General features: G+C 72.2%; 12 protein-coding genes and 2 pseudogenes. 9 read left to right on the top strand and 5 right to left on the bottom strand.

Annotation, left to right across the window (positions count from 1 at the left end):
• Positions 1–68: 68 nt before the first annotated feature.
• The 4 genes and pseudogenes from J7462_RS09915 to J7462_RS09900 all read left to right on the top strand — a co-directional run.
• A pseudogene (locus tag J7462_RS09915) lies at positions 69–419 on the top strand (VOC family protein); the annotation flags it as partial.
• A 78-nt stretch (positions 420–497) separates the two neighbouring features.
• On the top strand, positions 498–932 hold the full coding sequence (locus J7462_RS09910; RefSeq protein WP_219470198.1) for a VOC family protein: 435 nt from the start codon (positions 498–500) through the stop codon (positions 930–932).
• A gap of 33 nt (positions 933–965) precedes the next feature.
• Positions 966–1,451, top strand: coding sequence for a YcxB family protein (locus tag J7462_RS09905; RefSeq protein ID WP_219463689.1), 486 nt, complete (start codon positions 966–968; stop codon positions 1,449–1,451).
• A gap of 77 nt (positions 1,452–1,528) precedes the next feature.
• Positions 1,529–2,185 carry a DedA family protein gene (locus J7462_RS09900; RefSeq protein ID WP_208569160.1) on the top strand — a complete coding sequence of 219 codons (657 nt, stop codon included), beginning with the start codon at positions 1,529–1,531 and terminating at the stop codon, positions 2,183–2,185.
• 100 nt (positions 2,186–2,285) lie between these two features.
• Here J7462_RS09900 and J7462_RS09895 read toward each other — a convergent pair whose 3' ends face one another.
• The 3 genes from J7462_RS09895 to J7462_RS09885 all read right to left on the bottom strand — a co-directional run bounded on the left by J7462_RS09895 (position 2,286) and on the right by J7462_RS09885 (position 4,326).
• A complete protein-coding gene (locus J7462_RS09895; protein WP_219463687.1) occupies positions 2,286–2,936 on the bottom strand; it encodes a C39 family peptidase in 651 nt (216 codons plus the stop codon).
• 363 nt (positions 2,937–3,299) lie between these two features.
• A complete protein-coding gene (locus J7462_RS09890) occupies positions 3,300–4,025 on the bottom strand; it encodes a hypothetical protein (RefSeq protein WP_219463686.1) in 726 nt (241 codons plus the stop codon).
• 97 nt (positions 4,026–4,122) lie between these two features.
• Positions 4,123–4,326, bottom strand: a complete 204-nt coding sequence (locus J7462_RS09885; RefSeq protein WP_208570938.1) for a hypothetical protein — start codon at positions 4,324–4,326, stop codon at positions 4,123–4,125.
• On the opposite strand from J7462_RS09885, the gene J7462_RS09880 reads away from it, so the two are divergent.
• From J7462_RS09880 to pulA, 5 genes are all read left to right on the top strand, one after another.
• The gene (locus tag J7462_RS09880; RefSeq protein WP_219463684.1) at positions 4,325–5,020 is read left to right on the top strand and encodes a hypothetical protein; all 696 of its coding nucleotides are present in this window, start codon (positions 4,325–4,327) and stop codon (positions 5,018–5,020) included. The genes J7462_RS09885 and J7462_RS09880 overlap by 2 nt on opposite strands.
• A 37-nt stretch (positions 5,021–5,057) precedes the next feature.
• Complete coding sequence (locus J7462_RS09875) at positions 5,058–5,447, top strand: hypothetical protein (protein ID WP_219463682.1); 390 nt, start codon at positions 5,058–5,060, stop codon at positions 5,445–5,447.
• Between the two features lie 123 nt (positions 5,448–5,570).
• Positions 5,571–6,293 carry a hypothetical protein gene (locus J7462_RS09870; RefSeq protein WP_219463681.1) on the top strand — a complete coding sequence of 241 codons (723 nt, stop codon included), beginning with the start codon at positions 5,571–5,573 and terminating at the stop codon, positions 6,291–6,293.
• Between the two features lie 104 nt (positions 6,294–6,397).
• The gene (locus J7462_RS09865; RefSeq protein ID WP_219463675.1) at positions 6,398–7,171 is read left to right on the top strand and encodes a cellulose binding domain-containing protein; all 774 of its coding nucleotides are present in this window, start codon (positions 6,398–6,400) and stop codon (positions 7,169–7,171) included.
• Between the two features lie 138 nt (positions 7,172–7,309).
• Complete coding sequence (gene pulA / locus J7462_RS09860) at positions 7,310–12,805, top strand: pullulanase-type alpha-1,6-glucosidase (protein WP_219463673.1); 5,496 nt, start codon at positions 7,310–7,312, stop codon at positions 12,803–12,805.
• A 126-nt stretch (positions 12,806–12,931) separates the two neighbouring features.
• On the opposite strand, the gene J7462_RS09855 is transcribed toward pulA, so the two are convergent.
• A complete protein-coding gene (locus J7462_RS09855; protein ID WP_219463671.1) occupies positions 12,932–14,608 on the bottom strand; it encodes a right-handed parallel beta-helix repeat-containing protein in 1,677 nt (558 codons plus the stop codon).
• Between the two features lie 362 nt (positions 14,609–14,970).
• Positions 14,971–16,450: pseudogene (locus J7462_RS09850) on the bottom strand (aminopeptidase P family protein).
• Positions 16,451–16,547: the final 97 nt, after the last annotated feature.

Raw genomic sequence — 16,547 nt, 5'->3', positions numbered from 1 at the left:
CAAAACCGTACGTCCGTCTTGCTATTCACGCAACCTCGTGCCAGGGTTCGGGACGAGGAGGTGCCACCATGATCCATCATGTGCTGCTCGCCTGCCCGCCCGGTGCCGAGGACTCGTCCCGGGCCTTCTACGTGGGCATCCTCGGCCTGACCGAGAAACCCAAACCCCCGACCCTCGCCGCCCGTGGCGGCTGCTGGTTCACCGGGTACGACGTTGAACTGCACCTCGGCGTCGAGAACGACTTCCGGCCCGCCCGCAAGGCGCACCCGGCGCTGCTGCGCCCCGACCTCGACGCCCTCGCCGACCGGCTGGCCCGCGCCGGCCACCCGGTCACCTGGGGTGACGACGACGAGCTGCCCGGGATGCGCCGCTTCCACACCGCCGACCCGCACGGCAACCGGCTGGAGTTCGTCGCCCCGCTGCCCGACCGGACGACCCGGCCGGCGGCCCCGGTCGCTGAGCGCCACCGTGTCGGACCCGGCCGCTACGGTGTGCCGATGGTGTCGGTCAAGCAGGTCCAGGTCACCTTCGACTGCGCGGAGCCCGAACGGGTCGCCCGCTTCTGGTGCGAGGCGCTCGGTTACGTCGTCCCGCCACCGCCGCCGGGGTTCGCCGACTGGGGCGCGTTCGACAGGTCCCTGCCGCCCGAGCGGCAGGGCTCCGCGTTCGCCTGCGTCGACCCCACCGGTGCGGGCCCGCGACTGTTCTTCCAGCGCGTGCCCGAGGGCAAGGTGGTCAAGAACCGGCTGCACCTCGACGTGCGGATCGGCCCCGGCCTGGTCGGTGAGCAGCGGTTGGCCGCGCTGGAGGCGGAGTGCGCCCGGCTGGTCGCCCTCGGCGCGACCCGGGTACGCCTGCTGCCCGCCGGCGGCTACGACGAGTCGTGCCTGGTGATGCAGGACGTCGAGGGCAACGAGTTCTGCCTCGACTGAGCCACCGCGGCCGCGCCGCACTATCGTTTCCGCGTGCACATCCGTTTCGACGTCCCCGCCGACCCCGCCTACCCGGGTCGGGTGGCCGCCGCGCTCGGCAGCGTCCGGCTGCGCCGGTTCACCCTCATCGGCGTGGCGCTGGCGGCGGCCGGGGCGGTCGGCCTGCTCGTCTCCCGGGGTGGCCGGCTCTCGTCGCTGTGGCTGGTGCTGCTCGTGGGCGGGCTGCTGTCGATGCTCTACGCGCCCTGGGTGCGCTGGCGGGCCCGACGCCGCTCCGACGACTACGCGGTCGAGGGCGGCTACGACATCACCGACGACAACATCATGATGCGCAGCGGCTCGGAGTCCGGCGGCATCGCCTGGGACGGGGTGGCCCGGGTGCGGGAGGCCGGCGACTTCTGGATCGTGTACGTCGGCCGGATGCCGGCGACGGTGATCCCCCGCTGGCTGATGCCCGCCGAGGACGCCGCGACGTTGCACAGCTTCATGACCGCCCGGGGCCTGCTCGAACCCCGCTGACCGCACCGTGTTCCCGGGGCCCGCCCTACCCGCCCGGCGCGGGTAGGGTTCGAGGTCGGGTCGGAAGGGGTGCCGTAGTGGTCGACGTTCAGCACTGGCTCGTAGCACTTCCCCCGGGGGTGGTCTACCTGATCGTCGCCGGGGTGATCGGCGTCGAGAGCATGGGTGTCCCGTTGCCGGGCGAGATCGTGCTGGTCAGCTCCGCCCTGCTGGCCGCGACCGGGGTGGTCGAGCCGCACTGGGTCGCCACCGCCGCGGCGTTCGGCGCGATCGTCGGCGACTCCGTCGGCTATGCGGTGGGTCGCCGGGGCGGCCGTCCGCTGCTGGCCCGGCTGGGCCGGCGCTTCCCGAAACACCTGGGCCCCGCACAACTCGCCCGAGCCGAGCAGAGCTTCGCCCGGCACGGCGTCTGGGCGGTGTTCTTCGGCCGGTTCGTCGCCCTGCTGCGCATCCTGGCCGGGCCGCTGGCCGGCGCGCTGCACGTGCCGTACCGGCGGTTCCTGGTGGCCAACGCGGCCGGCGGCCTGGTCTGGGCCTTCGGCACCACCTACCTGCTCTACACCCTGGGCCGGGCGGCCGAGCACTGGCTCAAGGACATCTCCTGGGCCGGCCTGGTCCTGGCCGTACTCGGCGGGGTGGCCAGCACCTGGTGGCTGCGCCGCCGAGCCCGCCGCCTGGAGTCGACGACGACCACCGACGAGGCCGAACCGGTGGCGGCCGGCACCGACCGCTGAGCTGCAACCGGGCGCGGGAGCCGGCCGTACCGACGACGATCGGGCCGCCCCCGGGTGGGGGGCGGCCCGATCGGTGTCCGAGGTCAGGACGAGTAGCGGGTCAGGAGGTGTAGCCGCGGGTGGCGATCCAGTCGGCGAGGTTGTCGACGCTCATCCGGTAGGACGCGGTGTTCGGGTTGGCGGAGTCGCCGATGGTGACGGTCTTGCCGGCGTCGCGGTAGCCGATGACGCTGATGTAGTGGCCGCCTTCGAAGGCGTGGGTGGTGCCGTCGGTGTCGGTGGCGGTGCCGGCGATGTTGGCGACTACGGCGCGGCCGTCGTCGATGGTGCGGACGATGTCGGTGCGGAGTTCGTTGGTCTGCTTGTCGTCGGCCTTGGTGGTGCGGATTTCGGTGCTTTCGTAGGCTTTGCGGCCGGTCTGCTTGTTGAGTACGGGGGTGATGTCGTTGATGCTGTCGGTGCCGTTTTCGGTGGTGCGCATTTCCTTGGCCATGGCGTCGACGTCGATGTTCTTGCCCTGGACGGACAGGGCGTTGCGGGTGGCGGCGGGGCCGCAGTAGTAGAAGTTGGGCTGGGGCTGGTAGTTCATCGTCAGTTCACGCTCGCCGGCGGGTCGGCGTTCGGTCTGCGTCGAGGTGGGGGTTCGGGCGTCGGCGGCGTGGGCGGTGGTCAGTGGGCCGGCGATGGCGCCGGTGGTGAAGGCGAGGCCGGCGGCGGTCAGGGCGGTCTTGCGGATCAGATCGGTACGCATGGTCGCGTGCTCCTCTGCATTCGGGGGTGTGGCGGACGCCCTCAGGGGGTGGGGCGTGGCCGGAAGTTCAGGGGATCGCCTGGCGGTCGGGGGGGACCTGCTCGGGCGTCCAGGGAGGTGTAACCGACCCGGTGGCGACCGCATTCCGCGGTCGGGGTTCCGGGGCCGTCCCCCCCCGGGGGGTGGGGGAGTGGCGGTGGTATGCCAGGTACAACGCCCCGGCCCCGGCGACGATTCCGCCGTGCGGGTGGCCCCGGCCACGGGACGATCGGGCACAAACGGGCTTGTCCGGTGCGGGACCTCCGGTCGGAACCGGACGTCCGGGCGGCTACCGGACCCGGTGCGGTGGGTGGTGGACCCGGCTCAGTCGGCCCGGATCAGGTCGACCACCGCGTCCCGGGCCGCCCGGACGGCGTCACGCGACTGCTCGGTGTGGTCCAGGATGTCGAAGGCGTGCTGGCCGTCCGGCACCTCCACCAGACGCACCGGTCGCCCGACCTGGGCGGCGGCGTCGAGGAACGCGGCGATGCCGGCCAGCAGCCCGGGGAGCTTGTCCTGCCCGGCCCGGGTCAGCACCACCGGCGTCGTCGAGCCGGCACCGAGGGCATCGATCGGCAGGAACCGCGCCGGCACCTCCCAGCCGGGCAGCGGGACGAGCAGCGGATAGGTCAGCGCGATGCCCCGTACCCAGGCCGGCGCGGCGCGCAGCCAGTCGGCCGCCAGCAGGCACCCACCGGAGAAGAACCAGAGCACCACCCGCTGCGCGTCCACCCGGGGATCGGACCGGACGGCCTCGACCAGGCCGGCGATCTCGTCGGCGGTGGTGGGCAGCCCGGCGAGGTCGGTGACCCGGTAGCTGACGACGGCGGCGACCAGACCCTGCTCGGCGACGAGCGCCCCGTAGCCCCGGTAGAGCAGCCAGTCCCGAGGATCCGGTGCGCCCGGCGGAAGTGGGGCACCGTGCACGACCACCACGACGGGGTGCGGCCCGGGGCCGGTCGGCAGGTGCAGGTCGACCTGGCCGTGCCGCTCCACCGGCGCTGCGGGCGGTGACAACACGAAGGGTTGCTGCTCGACCGCATCATCCATGCCGGGAGCCTAGCCGTCGGCGGCCCGCCCGACTGCCCCGTCGGGGCCGCCGTGGGCGCCGTCCGTGGCCGACCGGCGACGGACGGCCCGGGGTCGGTCAGGCCGGGTCGTCGGCGGGCTTCGCGGCCTCGGCGTGCCGCTGCCGCAGCCGGTCCCGGATCTCCTCCGGGGTGTACGCGCGACGCCGCCGTTCGGCGCGGGCGACGACCACGCCGGTCGCGGCGACCCCCGCGATACCCGCCAACCCGAGGACCTTCCACCACTGCATCCGTTGCCGCATCGGCCTAGGGTAGACGCTCATGAGCATCAGCCTGGACGAGGCCGTCGACCTGAGCCGTACCGGTGACGTGTGGGTGTTCCGGGGGCGCAGCGTGCCGGACCGGGCCATCCAGTTCACCACCAACAGTCCCGTCAACCACGTCGGCATGGCGGTGGTGCTGGACGACATGCCGCCGTTGATGTGGCACGCCGAGCTGGGGCGGTCGCTGCGGGACATGTGGACCGGCACCCACCAGCGCGGTGTGCAACTGCACGACCTGCGCGACGCGGTCTGCGTCTGGGCCAACCGGTACGGCCAGCGCGCCTGGCTGCGTCAGCTCGAACCGTCGGCCGACCTGGCGATGGAGCAGGCGGTGCTGCAGACCGTGGCCCGGCTCGACGGCACCCCGTTCCCGTCCACCGCCCAGTTGGCCTGGCGGTGGGCCCGGGGGCGGGTCCCGCAGCTGCGCATCCCGTTGCCCCTGCCGGGTCGGCGGGACCGGGACGGCGAGCCGGCCGACCGGCAGCCCGGCGACCGGCCGACCGGCGACCGCGCGCTGGAGACCGCGTACTGCGCGGAGGTGGTGGCGGTGACCTACGAGGCGATGGGGTTGCTGCCGCCCGGCCGCCGGCCCAACTGGTACGACCCGGGCCGGTTCTGGAGCGGCGACGACCTCGACCTGGCCGGCGACGCACGGCTGGGCGCGGAGATCGAGGTACGCATCCCGCCCCGATGAGGTTTGCCGGCGGGCGGCGACGGCAACTGGTGACGCCGTGAGAGCTTCCACCGATCTGAATACGCTGAGCGATTTCTTCGACCGTTACGGGGTGGCACTCACCACCGGTGACGTGCCCGCCATCGCCGGCTGTTACGCCCTGCCCGGGCTGGTGGTCGCCGACAGCTACAGCTTCTCGTTCAGCACGATGGCCGCCGTCGCGCTCTCCTTCGTCGGTGCCGCGCCCGACTACCAGGAACGGGAGCTGGTCGCGGCGCACGCGCTGATCGAGCAGGTCGAGCCGGTCTCCGCCCTGCTGACCATGGTCGCCGTGCGGTGGGAGTTCCTGGACAGCCAGGGGCGGGCGGTGCCCGGGGAGCGCTACCGCTACCTGCTGCGTGGCACCGAGGACGGCCCGGCGATCTGCACCGTCATCCGGACCGGCTGACCTGCGCGCGCCGGGCCTACCGCCCCCGCTGATCATCGCTACTGGACGGTCGCTAATCTCTGCGTACGGGATCGACCGAGGAGGATCATGCCGGGGACGCGCTGGACGCGGTGGACGTCTCGGTTGCCCCACGCGATCGCCGCGCTGCCCTGGACGCTCGCCTCGATCGCGGTGATCGTGCTGCTCTTCTTGCTGGTCAAGGCGTTGGTGGCGGTGCTCGGTCACGACCGTTACGCCGAGCACGGCGCCGGGGCGCGCAGCGAGGCCATCATGGTGCCGGGTGTGCCGGTGGCGACCGAGTCGGTGCTGCCGTCGCCGTCGCCCACCAGGACCCGCCCGGACCCCGGTGGCGGACCGGGCGTGGCCCTGCCACCGGCCGGTCGACCGCCCACCGCGTCCCGGTCGGCCACGCCGTCCCCGTCCCCGTCCGTGTCGCCGTCGGCCGCGACGCCCTCGCCGAAGCCGACCACGCTGCTCAACGACGACGCCCCGGGCATCTCCTACCGGGGGCGGTGGGCGGTCTCCCGGGACCGGCCGTACGGCGACCACCGCGACGACGTTCACTACACGATCCACGACGGGGACTCGTTCAGCTTCACGTTCACCGGCACGGGGCTGGACTACATCACGTCGCGGGACCCGGAGTACGGGGATGCCGACGTGTGGGTCGTCGATGCCGGCGGCCGGCCGGTGAAGCAGCAGCGGGTGAGCGCGCGGGCGAACCGTTACCAGCCCCAGCAGACGGTGTTCAGCGTCAGGGACCTTCCGCTCGGGACGTACACCATCTGGGCGGTCAAGCGGAACGGCGTCTACTTCCAGGTGGACGCGTTGCGGGTACGGGGCTGACGAACGGCGAACTGTCCGGTTAGGACAAAATCCGATGCCTCAGCCACTTTCCGGCAAACGCCGGGATCGTTACTCTTCTCGGACGGGGCCGACCAGGGAGGGTCATGTCCGGCATGCGTCGCGCACAACCGCGGGCACACGGAGCGGGTGCGCTGGCGTCGTCGCCATGGGTCGTGGTCGCCACCGGGGTGCTGGTGATGGTCGTGCTCCTGATCGTGGCGCTGGCGTCGTACCGCAGTCGTGGGCCGGCGTTCGAGGCGCGGCCGGCCGATCCGGTGCCGGCCTACTCGCTGCCCGGGTCGGGGGTGACCGACCGGGCGCCGGTGGCGGCGAACCTGCCCGAACCGGTCGTCCCCGGTCTGACGCCCCGCCGCACCGACCCGCTGCCGGTCGAGCTGCCCGCCGACGTCGTCGGGGGTGACCCGTCGGGTGGTGGCGGTGCGGTGTCCTCGCCGCCCGACGGGGTCGTGGTGCCGCCCGACGACCCAGGTGCGCCGCCCGCCCCGCCGGCCCCGCAGGCCACGCCGCCCGCGCCACCGGCCCCGCCGTCGTCGCCGATGACGGGTCGGTTCAGCGTGCGGGACAGTTGGAACAACGAGGCGTTCATCGGTGAGGTGCTGCTGCACAACCGGGACCGGGTGGCCCGGCCCTGGACGGTGCGGCTGGTCCCGCCCGCCGGCAGCAGGCTGGTCACCTCGTGGGTGGAGGGTGCGCCGCAGGGCACCCCCCGGATGTCGGGTGGGGTGTTCACGTACACCAGTGGGGTGAACGTCGCGCCGGGGGCGTCGGTGCCGTTGCGGTTCCACTTCGAGAACACCGGGGGCAGCATCCGGCCGTCGCGCTGCACGGTCGACGGGGTGGCCTGCTCCGGTCTCTGACCGTCGCGTCGGGTCGCCGGTCCGGTTGCCGTCGTTGCAAGTTTGCTGCTTTGTTGCGACTTGGTTTGCAAGGTATTGCAGAACCCTTTCGGAAAGGGCTAGCGTGCGGGCGAATCAGCGACCATAGGAAGGCCGTCGATGAAACCCCCGCTGCCGCGCAAGGCGCTGCTCGCCCTGGTCTCCACCCTCACCCTCGCCCTCGTCGGCGTCCCGGTCGCCGTCCGCCACCTCGGTGCCGACGCCACCGACCGCCCGTCCACCATCGACGCACTCGCCGCGGCCGGCGCCGCCCAGTGGGGTGCCGAACCCACCACCGAGGCGCTGCTCGCCGCCGGCACCGGTAAGGGACGCGCCGAGCAGTTCTACTTCGTCCTGCCGGACCGGTTCGCCAACGGCGACCGCCGCAACGACACCGGCGGTCTCACCGGCGACCGGCTGCGCACCGGGCTCGACCCGACCGACAAGGGCTTCTACCACGGTGGCGACCTCAAGGGCGTCATCGACAAGCTCGACTACATCCAGGGGCTCGGCACCACCGCCATCTGGCTGGCGCCGGTGTTCAAGAACCGCCCTGTGCAGGGCAGCGGCGCGGACGTCTCCGCCGGCTACCACGGCTACTGGATCACCGACTTCACCCAGGTCGACCCGCACTTCGGCACCAACGAGGAAATGAAGCGGCTGGTCAGGCTGGCCCACCAGCGGGGCATCAAGGTCTACCTCGACGTCATCGTCAACCACACCGCCGACGTCATCTCCTACGCCGAGGGCAAGTACGCCTACGTCGACAAGAAGACGTCGCCGTACACCGACGCGCAGGGGCGTGAGTTCGAGGACCGCAACTACGCCGACGGCACCCGGGACTTCCCGAGGGTGAACACCGACGCCGGCCCGTACACGCCGACGTTCGCCACCGGAGCCGACGCGGGCGTCAAGGTGCCGGCCTGGCTCAACGACCCGACGATGTACCACAACCGGGGTGACTCCACCTTCGCCGGTGAGAACAGCGAGTACGGCGACTTCTACGGCCTCGACGACCTGTGGACCGAGCGGCCCGAGGTGGTCCGGGGCCTGACCAAGGCGTACGGCGACTGGATCGCCAGCACCGACGTCGACGGGTTCCGGCTGGACACCGTCAAGCACGTCAACCTCGACTTCTGGCCGCAGTTCAGCCAGGGCATCAAGCGCGCCGCCGACTCCGCCGGCAAGAAGGACTTCTTCATGTTCGGCGAGGTCTACAGCGCCGACCAGGAGGTCACCTCCACCTACGTGCGGCGCGGCGGGCTGCCGGCCACCCTCGACTTCTCCTTCCAGGAGGCGGCGCGCGGCTACGTCACCACCGACGGATCGGCGAAGGCGCTGGCCGACGTCTACGCCAAGGACCCGCTGTACGCCGCCCGGGACACCGACGCCGGCCGGCTGACCACCTTCCTCGGCAACCACGACATGGGTCGGATCGGCTCGTTCATCGCCGCCGCCGGGGGCGACGACGCCCGCCAGTTCGGCCGGGACCGCCTCGCCCACCAGCTGATGTTCCTCACCCGGGGTCAGCCGGTCGTCTACTCCGGCGACGAGCAGGGCTTCACCGGGCCGGGCGGGGACAAGGACGCCCGGCAGGACATGTTCGCCACCCGCACGGCGGACTACCTCGACGACGACCTGATCGGCACCACCCGCACCCACGCCGCGGACCAGTACGACACCACCCACCCGCTGTACCGCACCATCGCCGAGCTGGGCCGGCTGCGGGCCGCGCACCCCGGCCTGCGCGACGGCGTCCAGGTCACCCGGTACGCCGCCGACGGGCCGGGTGTCTTCGCCTTCTCCCGGATCTCCCCGGCCGACCGCACCGAGTACCTGGTGGCGGTGAACAACGCCGGCACCCCGCAGACTGTCACCGTGCAGACCTGGTCACCCGGCACCACGTTCACCGGCATCTACGGCGGCACGGCCACCCCGACCGCCGGCACCGACGGAAAGCTGAGCGTGACCGTCCCCGCCGGGTCGGCGGTGGTGCTCAAGGCCGGCCGGCCCGTCCCACAGGCCACCGCCAAGCCGACCGTCACCCTCACCGAGCCGGGCACCGACCCGGTCGCCACCCGGGCCGCCGTCACCGCTCAGGTGACAGGTGACCCGCTGGCCACCGTCACCGTCGCCGCCCGGGTCGCGGGTGGGAAATGGACCCTGCTGGGCAGCGCGCACACCGCGCCGTACACCGTGCACCACGACCTGACCGGGCTCGCCGGGGGCACCCGGGTCGAATACAAGGCGGTGGTCCGCGACGGAAAGGGGCGGACGACCGCCACCCGGTCGACCGGGGTGGTCGGCACCCCCGCGCAGGGCGCGTCCCGGGACTGGGTGGTGGTGCACTACCAGCGCCCCGCCGGGGACTACGCCGACTGGGGACTGTACGCCTGGGGTGACCTCGATCCGGCGTACGTCACGCAGTGGCCCGCCGGGCAGCCGTTCGCCGGGGAGGATTCGTACGGCCGGTTCGCCTGGGTGAAGCTCAAGCCTGGCGCCAAGTCCGTCGGGTTCCTCGTGGTCGACAAGGCGGGCACCAAGGACGTCGCCAACGACCGCACCATCGACGTGACCACCACCGGCGAGGTCTGGGTCAAGCAGGGCGACCCGGCGCTCTATCCCACCCGGCAGGCCGCCACCGGCGAACCCGACCCACCCGTCGACCCGGGCACCGCGATCATCCACTGGCGCAAGGCCGACAACGACTACGCCGGCTGGGGCCTGCACCTGTGGGACGGCGCGGCCACCCCGACCGACTGGGCCAGCCCGCTCCTGCCCGAGAAGGTGGACTCCTTCGGCGCGCTGTTCCGGGTGCCGCTGGCGGCCGGCGCGACCGGGCTCAACTACATCATCCACCGGGGCGACACCAAGGATCAGCCCGACGACCAGCGACTCGACCTCACCGGGGTCGGCCACGAGGTCTGGCTGCTGGGCGGGGTGCCCGGCCGGCTGCTCCCCGCCACCGCCACCGGGACGACGAAGGACCTCGACATCACGAAGCAGCAGGCGCAGTGGATCGACAGGTCCACGGTCACCTGGGCCGTCGGCCCGACCGACGGCAGGGCGTACGCCCTGGTGGCCGCCCCGGCGGGTGGGCTGAGTGTGGTCGACGGCGAGCTGTCCGGGACGTACACCTCGCTGCCGTTGCGGGCGCAGCGCAACGGGCTCACCGAGGCCCAGCGGGCGGCCTTCCCGCACCTGTGGGCCCACCAGGCGTTCCGTCTCGACCGGGCCGACCTGGCGAAGGTGCCGGCGGCGCTGCGCGGGCAACTCGTGGTGACCGAACGCGACGCCCGGGGGGCGCTGCTGCGCGCGACCGGGGTGCAGATCCCCGGCGCGCTCGACGACGTCTACCGGGCCGCCACCGACGCGACGCTCGGCGTCAGTTTCGCCGGTAAGGTGCCCACCCTCGCGGTCTGGGCGCCCACCGCCCGCACCGTCACCCTCGAACTGTCCGACACGCCGTCGGCGCAGCCGCGCACGGTGGCGATGCGCCGCGACGACCGCACCGGCGTCTGGTCGGTACGCGGCAGCCGCGACTGGACCGGCCGGTACTACCGCTACCGGGTCGAAGCCTGGCAGCCGGCCGCCCAGAAGATCGTCACCGCCTCGGTCACCGACCCCTACTCGGTGGCGCTCGCGGCGGACTCCACGCACAGCCAGATCGTCGACCTGGCCGACCCGGCGCTCACCCCGACCGGCTGGTCCGGGCTGCGCAAGCCGGCCGCGCCGGCCGCGTCGCAGGCGCAGATCTCCGAACTGTCGGTACGCGACTTCTCCATCGCCGACACCACCGTCCCGGCCGACCGGCGGGGCACCTACCTGGCCTTCACCGACCCGGGCACGGCCGGCATGAAACACCTCAAGGCGCTCGGCGACGCCGGGGTCAACTACCTGCACCTGCTGCCGGTGTTCGACTTCGCCACCATTCCCGAGAAGCGCGCCGACCAGCGGCAGCCCGACTGCGACCTGGCGACGCTGCCCCCGGACTCCGACCGGCAGCAGGCGTGCGTCGCGGCGGTCGCCGACACCGACGGCTACAACTGGGGGTACGACCCGCTGCACTACACCGTCCCCGAGGGCGGCTACGCCGTCGACCCGGACGGGGCGCGGCGGACCACCGAGTTCCGCCGGATGGTCGCCGGGATCAACGGCGCTGGCCTGCGGGTGGTGCTCGACGTGGTCTACAACCACACCTCCGCCGCCGGCACCGATCCGAAGTCGGTCCTCGACCAGGTGGTGCCCGGCTACTACCACCGGCTGCTCGATGACGGCACCGTCGCCAACTCGACCTGCTGCGCCAACACCGCCCCCGAGCACGCCATGATGGGCAAGTTGGTGGTCGACTCGCTGGTCGTCTGGGCGAAGCAGTACAAGGTGGACGGCTTCCGGTTCGACCTGATGGGCCACCACCCCAAGGCCAACATCCTGGCCGTCCGGGCCGCGCTGGACCGTCTCACCCTCGCCCGCGACGGTGTCGACGGGAAGAAGATCCTGCTCTACGGCGAGGGCTGGAACTTCGGCGAGGTCGCCGACGACGCCCGGTTCGTCCAGGCCACCCAGACCAACATGGCCGGCACCGGGATCGGCACCTTCAACGACCGGCTCCGCGACGCGGTACGCGGTGGCGGCCCCTTCGACGCCAACCCGCGCGTGCAGGGCTTCGCCTCCGGCCTCTACACCGATCCCAACGGCGACCCGGTCAACGGCACCGCCGCCGAACAACAGGCCCGGCTGCGCCACCAGCAGGACCTGATCAAGGTGGGGCTGACCGGCAACCTGCGCGGCTACCGGTTCACCGACTCCACCGGCCGCAAGGTCACCGGGGCGCAGGTGGACTACAACGGCTCCCCGGCCGGCTACACCGCCGCGCCCGGCGAGGCGGTGACCTACGTCGACGCGCACGACAACGAGATCCTGTACGACGCGCTGGCGTACAAGCTGCCGACCGGCACCTCGGCGACGGACCGGGCCCGGATGCAGGTGCTCGCCCTGGCCACCACCGCCCTCGGGCAGGGGACCGGGTTCGTGGCGGCTGGCTCGGAGCGGCTGCGGTCGAAGTCGCTCGACCGCAACTCCTACAACTCCGGTGACTGGTTCAACCAGATCCGCTGGGACTGCGCCGAGGGCAACGGCTTCGGTGCCGGTCTCCCACCGGCGGCGGACAACCAGGACAAGTGGTCGTACGCGAAGCCGCTGCTGGCCGATCCGTCCCTGGTCCCGGACTGCGCCGCGATCGACCTGGCCGACGCCCGGTACGCGGAACTGCTGGAGATCCGGCGGTCCTCGCCGGTGTTCGGGCTGTCCACCGCCGACCAGGTGCAGCAGCGGGTCGCCTTCCCGCTGTCCGGGGCGAAGGAGACCCCGGGGGTGCTCACCATGACCCTGGACGCCCGGGGGCTGGGTGGCCGGTGGAAGACGGTGACCGTGGTCTTCAACGCCACCCCGACGGCGGCGAAGCAGACGGTGGCCGGGTTGCGGGGCACCGACACCACCCTGCACCCGGTGCTGGCCGACTCCGCCGACCCGGTGCTGCGGGCCGCCTCGTTCGACCGGGCGGCGGGCACCTTCACCGTGCCGGCACGCAGCGTGGGGGTCTTCGTCCAGCGTTGACCCGACGGCGCTTCGTCGTGCGCTGAGCAGGCGACGACCGGCCCCCCTCCGCGTGCTGCGGAGGGGGGCCGGTTCGCGTCCTGCCCGGTGTGCCGCCGTCACCGGCCGCACGTCATCCGAGGATGCTCAGCCGAAGCAGTTCGGGATGGTGTCGCCCGGGATGGCCAGGCAGTTCGTCGGGCGGTTCGCGACGATCGCGGACTTGTCGTCCACGTTCACCACGCCCTCGAAGGTGAACACACCGCCCGGAGCGAAGGTGGCGAAGTTGTTGGCGACCTTCGTCCGGCTGAGGTTGACCTCGCCGAAGATGTTGAAGATGCCGCCGCCGACGCCGATCGGACCGAGGGCCCGGTTGGCGACGACCTCGGACTCACGCACCGTGGTGACGCTGTCCGCGTTGAACAGCCCGCCGCCGAAGAAGCCGGCGGTGTTCTCCTTGAGGTGGCTCTTCTCGATGGTGACCGCGCTGTCGAAGGCCACGGCCACGCCGCCGCCGACGCCCGCGGTGCTGTTCTTGGCCACCGTCGAGTGGTGCACGTTGACCTGGGCGTCCGCCGCCGCGATACCGCCACCGGCGAGCACCGCGGTGTTCGACAGGACCTCCGTGTAGCGCACTGTGGTGTTGCCCCCGATGTCGAGCAGGCCGCCGCCGAAGCCGAGCGTCTCGTTCTCGGTGATCTTGGACTTCTCGATCAGGACGGTGCCGCCGTCGACGTCCTCGGTGAAGATCTCCGCGGCGCCGTTGGAGATGCCGCCACCACCGATGACGGCGGTGTTGTCGGTGATCGTGGATTCGTCGACCTTGAGCAGGCCGGCGTTGAAGATGCCACCGCCGAAGAAGAAGGCGGTGTTGTGGGCGACCTCGGTGTGCCGCAGCGACGTGGTGCCGAAGTTGGCCAGCCCGCCGCCGTTGCCGCCGGACTGGTTCAGCACGACCGAGGTGTCGAACAGGTCGGCCGTACCACCCGGTTGCACCAGGATCCCGGCGCCGTCGTTGATGCCCGGCGTGAGGACCAGCGGCGTGACGGCCCCCGGCTTGGCCTTGGGTGCGAGCTGTACGGCGGCCTTGGGCGTGGCCTTCGGCGCGGCCTTCAGGCCGGCCTTCGGGTTCGCCTTGCGGACGGTGAGCGCCTGGGTCAGCGGGGTGCCGGCCTTCACCTGGGCGGCGATCGCCTGGGAGTCCGAGTAGGCCCCCCAGACCGTCTCCGGCGCGACGGCCGTGAACGCCTCGATGGTCTGCCCGCCCTTGATGGTCAGGCCCTTGATGCTCAGGTGGCCGCCGGGGCCCACGTTGAGGATCCGGAAGTAGTCGGCGGTGGCGTCCCGGGAGATCGTGGTGTGCTCACCCCGAAGGGTGATGTTCTGGGTGATCACCGGCAGGCCGTTGCCGTCCTGGTTGCGGGTCAGGTTGTAGGTGCAGCCCTTGGCCAGGTCCAGCACGCCGCCGTCGCGGCTGTTGGCGAAGACGATGGCCTGGATGAGCCGGTCGGTGTCGCAGGGCACCTCCCTTCCACGCTCGCGGTCCTTGCCCTCGTGCTCGTCCTTGCCGCCACGGTCGTCCTTGCCGCCACGGTCCGGGCCCTCGTCGCCGCGGCCATGGTCGCCGTCCTTGGTGACCTGCTGAGTGGTGTTCCACTTCAGTCCGCTCACCCCGACCGCCCCGGCACTGCCGGCGACGCCCACCGCGGCGAGACTGACCACACCTGTCAACCCGGCGACGCCACTGGCGAGCCAGAGCTTGCGACGGCTCCTGCTCCCCGTCGCCCGCGCGGAGGCTTCGTTGTTCGTTAGGTAGTTGGACATCGGAGCTCTCTGCCCTCTCCTCGTACCAGACAGGGTCGCCGCGCCTGAGCGGACGTCCCCTGCTACAAATCGGTTGTAGCTCCCGAAACCCACGGTATGAGAACGTTCCTCGCTATGAGGCCAAACCCGAAGAAAGCCCGCCTTATTTGCACGTTCCGGCGGTCGGTGACCCTCGGGACGAGCAGGTCCTCAGCGGGTGATCCCCTGTAACTCGCCGCAGGGGCGGCTTCAGCCGGGGATGGCCAGGCCAGGCGGGGCGGGAGCGGTGCGTGGGGCGGGAACGACGGCGGCCCGCCGCCGGAGGCGTCCGCCGAGGGGGCGACGCGTCCGGCGGCGGGGCCGCCGTGAACCGGGTGCGGGGGTCAGCCGGGCAGGCGGGGACCCGCCTCACGCTGCTCGGCCAGCCAGGTCTCCACCTCGTCGGAGCGGCGGGGCAGACCGGCCGACAGGTTCACCGAACCGGTCGCGGTGACCAGGATGTCGTCCTCGATGCGGACCCCGATGCCGCGCAGCTCCTCCGGGACCAGCTCGTCCTCCGGCTGGAAATACAGCCCCGGCTCGACGGTGAGCACGTAACCCTCACCGAGCTGGCCGTCGCGGTACTTCTCCTTGCGGGCGTTCGCGCAGTCGTGCACGTCGATGCCGAGCATGTGACTGGTGCCGTGCAGGGTCCACCGCCGGTAGACCGTGGAGGCCGGGTCCATCGCCTCGTCGACGCTCACCGGCAGCAGATCGAGATCCTTCAGCGCCTCGGCGAGCACCCGCATCGAGGTCAGGTGCACCTCGCGGAACCCCACGCCCGGCCGGATCGCGTCGATGCCGGCCTGCTGGGCGGCGTACACCGCGTCGTAGACCTGGCGTTGCAGCGGGGTGAACCGGCCGTCCACCGGCAGCACCCGGGTCACGTCGGCGGTGTAGAGGTTGCGGTTCTCCACGCCCATGTCCATCAACAGCAGCTCACCCGGACGGGTCGCGCCGTGGTTGTGCACCCAGTGCAGGATCGTCGCGTGCTCGCCGCCCCCGACGATCGAGCTGTAGCCGACGTCGTTGCCGTCGTGCCGGGCCCGCAGCGCGAAGATCCCCTCCAACAGCCGCTCGGAGACCCCCGGTCGGCCGGCAGCACCCGGGTCACGTCCTCGAAGCCGCGTACGGTGGCGTCGACCGCGTCCTGGAGTTGGGCGACCTCCCACTCGTCCTTGACCAGCTTCAGCTCGGCGATCACGATCGCCAGCTCCCGGTCGCGGGCCGGCTGCCCCTCCTCCCGGGGCCGTCCCACGGGCGCACCGCCGCGTCGACCCGCTGGTCGAAGCCGCGCAACACCCGGGTCCGCCCCGGTGCCATCCGCGCCAGCGCCCCGTCCAGCGCCGTCAGGTCCTCCGTGGGCAGGCCCAGTTCGGTGGACTTCTCGGCCAGGGTGTGCCGCCGGCCCACCCACAGCTCGCCGTGCCGGCTGCGGAAGAACTCGTCGGTCTCCCGCGAGGACCGGGGACGCATGTACAGCGTCGCGTCGTGCCCCGAACCGTTGGGGCGCAGCACCAGGACGCTGTCCGGGTCGTGGTCCCCGGTCAGGTAGGCGAAGTCGCTGCCCGGCCGGAACGGGTGGTCGGTGTCGTTGGCGCGTACCTTCTCGGTGCCGGTGGGGATGACCAGCGTCTCGCCCGGGAAGGCCGCGGAGAGCGCGGCCCGCCGCTTGGCGTGGTGCGGGACCTCCGGTCGGGGCCCGACCGGCAGGCTGGTGTCGCGCCAGCCGTGCCGCATGAAGGACAGGAACGCCTCCGGAAAGTCCGGGTCGTGCGATTCGGTGCCGTCCGCCGGCTTGCCTTCCGTCCGTTCCTCGGCCATGTCGGCTCCCTTCGCCTCGTCGCTCGTCCAGACGGTACCCCGGCTCCGGCCGGGCGGGGTGCCTGCGGTCCGGCACCGGACGCTCGCGCGGAGGGAC

This window comes from Micromonospora sp. RL09-050-HVF-A (assembly GCF_019374995.1).
Taxonomy (GTDB): domain Bacteria; phylum Actinomycetota; class Actinomycetes; order Mycobacteriales; family Micromonosporaceae; genus Micromonospora; species Micromonospora antibiotica.
The sequence above is the reverse complement of the archived record's forward strand: the minus strand, read 5'-3'. Positions and strand labels throughout refer to the sequence as shown.

Bases quoted from the DNA above. Each gene is read 5' to 3' on its own strand.
- J7462_RS09895 (WP_219463687.1), bottom strand. From the start codon at position 2,936: ATGCGTACCGATCTGATCCGCAAGACCGCCCTGACCGCCGCCGGCCTC.
- J7462_RS09910 (WP_219470198.1), top strand. From the start codon at position 498: ATGGTGTCGGTCAAGCAGGTCCAGGTCACCTTCGACTGCGCGGAGCCC.
- pulA (WP_219463673.1), top strand. From the start codon at position 7,310: ATGAAACCCCCGCTGCCGCGCAAGGCGCTGCTCGCCCTGGTCTCCACC.
- J7462_RS09885 (WP_208570938.1), bottom strand. From the start codon at position 4,326: ATGAGCGTCTACCCTAGGCCGATGCGGCAACGGATGCAGTGGTGGAAG.
- J7462_RS09880 (WP_219463684.1), top strand. From the start codon at position 4,325: ATGAGCATCAGCCTGGACGAGGCCGTCGACCTGAGCCGTACCGGTGAC.
- J7462_RS09855 (WP_219463671.1), bottom strand. From the start codon at position 14,608: ATGTCCAACTACCTAACGAACAACGAAGCCTCCGCGCGGGCGACGGGG.
- J7462_RS09865 (WP_219463675.1), top strand. From the start codon at position 6,398: ATGTCCGGCATGCGTCGCGCACAACCGCGGGCACACGGAGCGGGTGCG.
- J7462_RS09890 (WP_219463686.1), bottom strand. From the start codon at position 4,025: ATGGATGATGCGGTCGAGCAGCAACCCTTCGTGTTGTCACCGCCCGCA.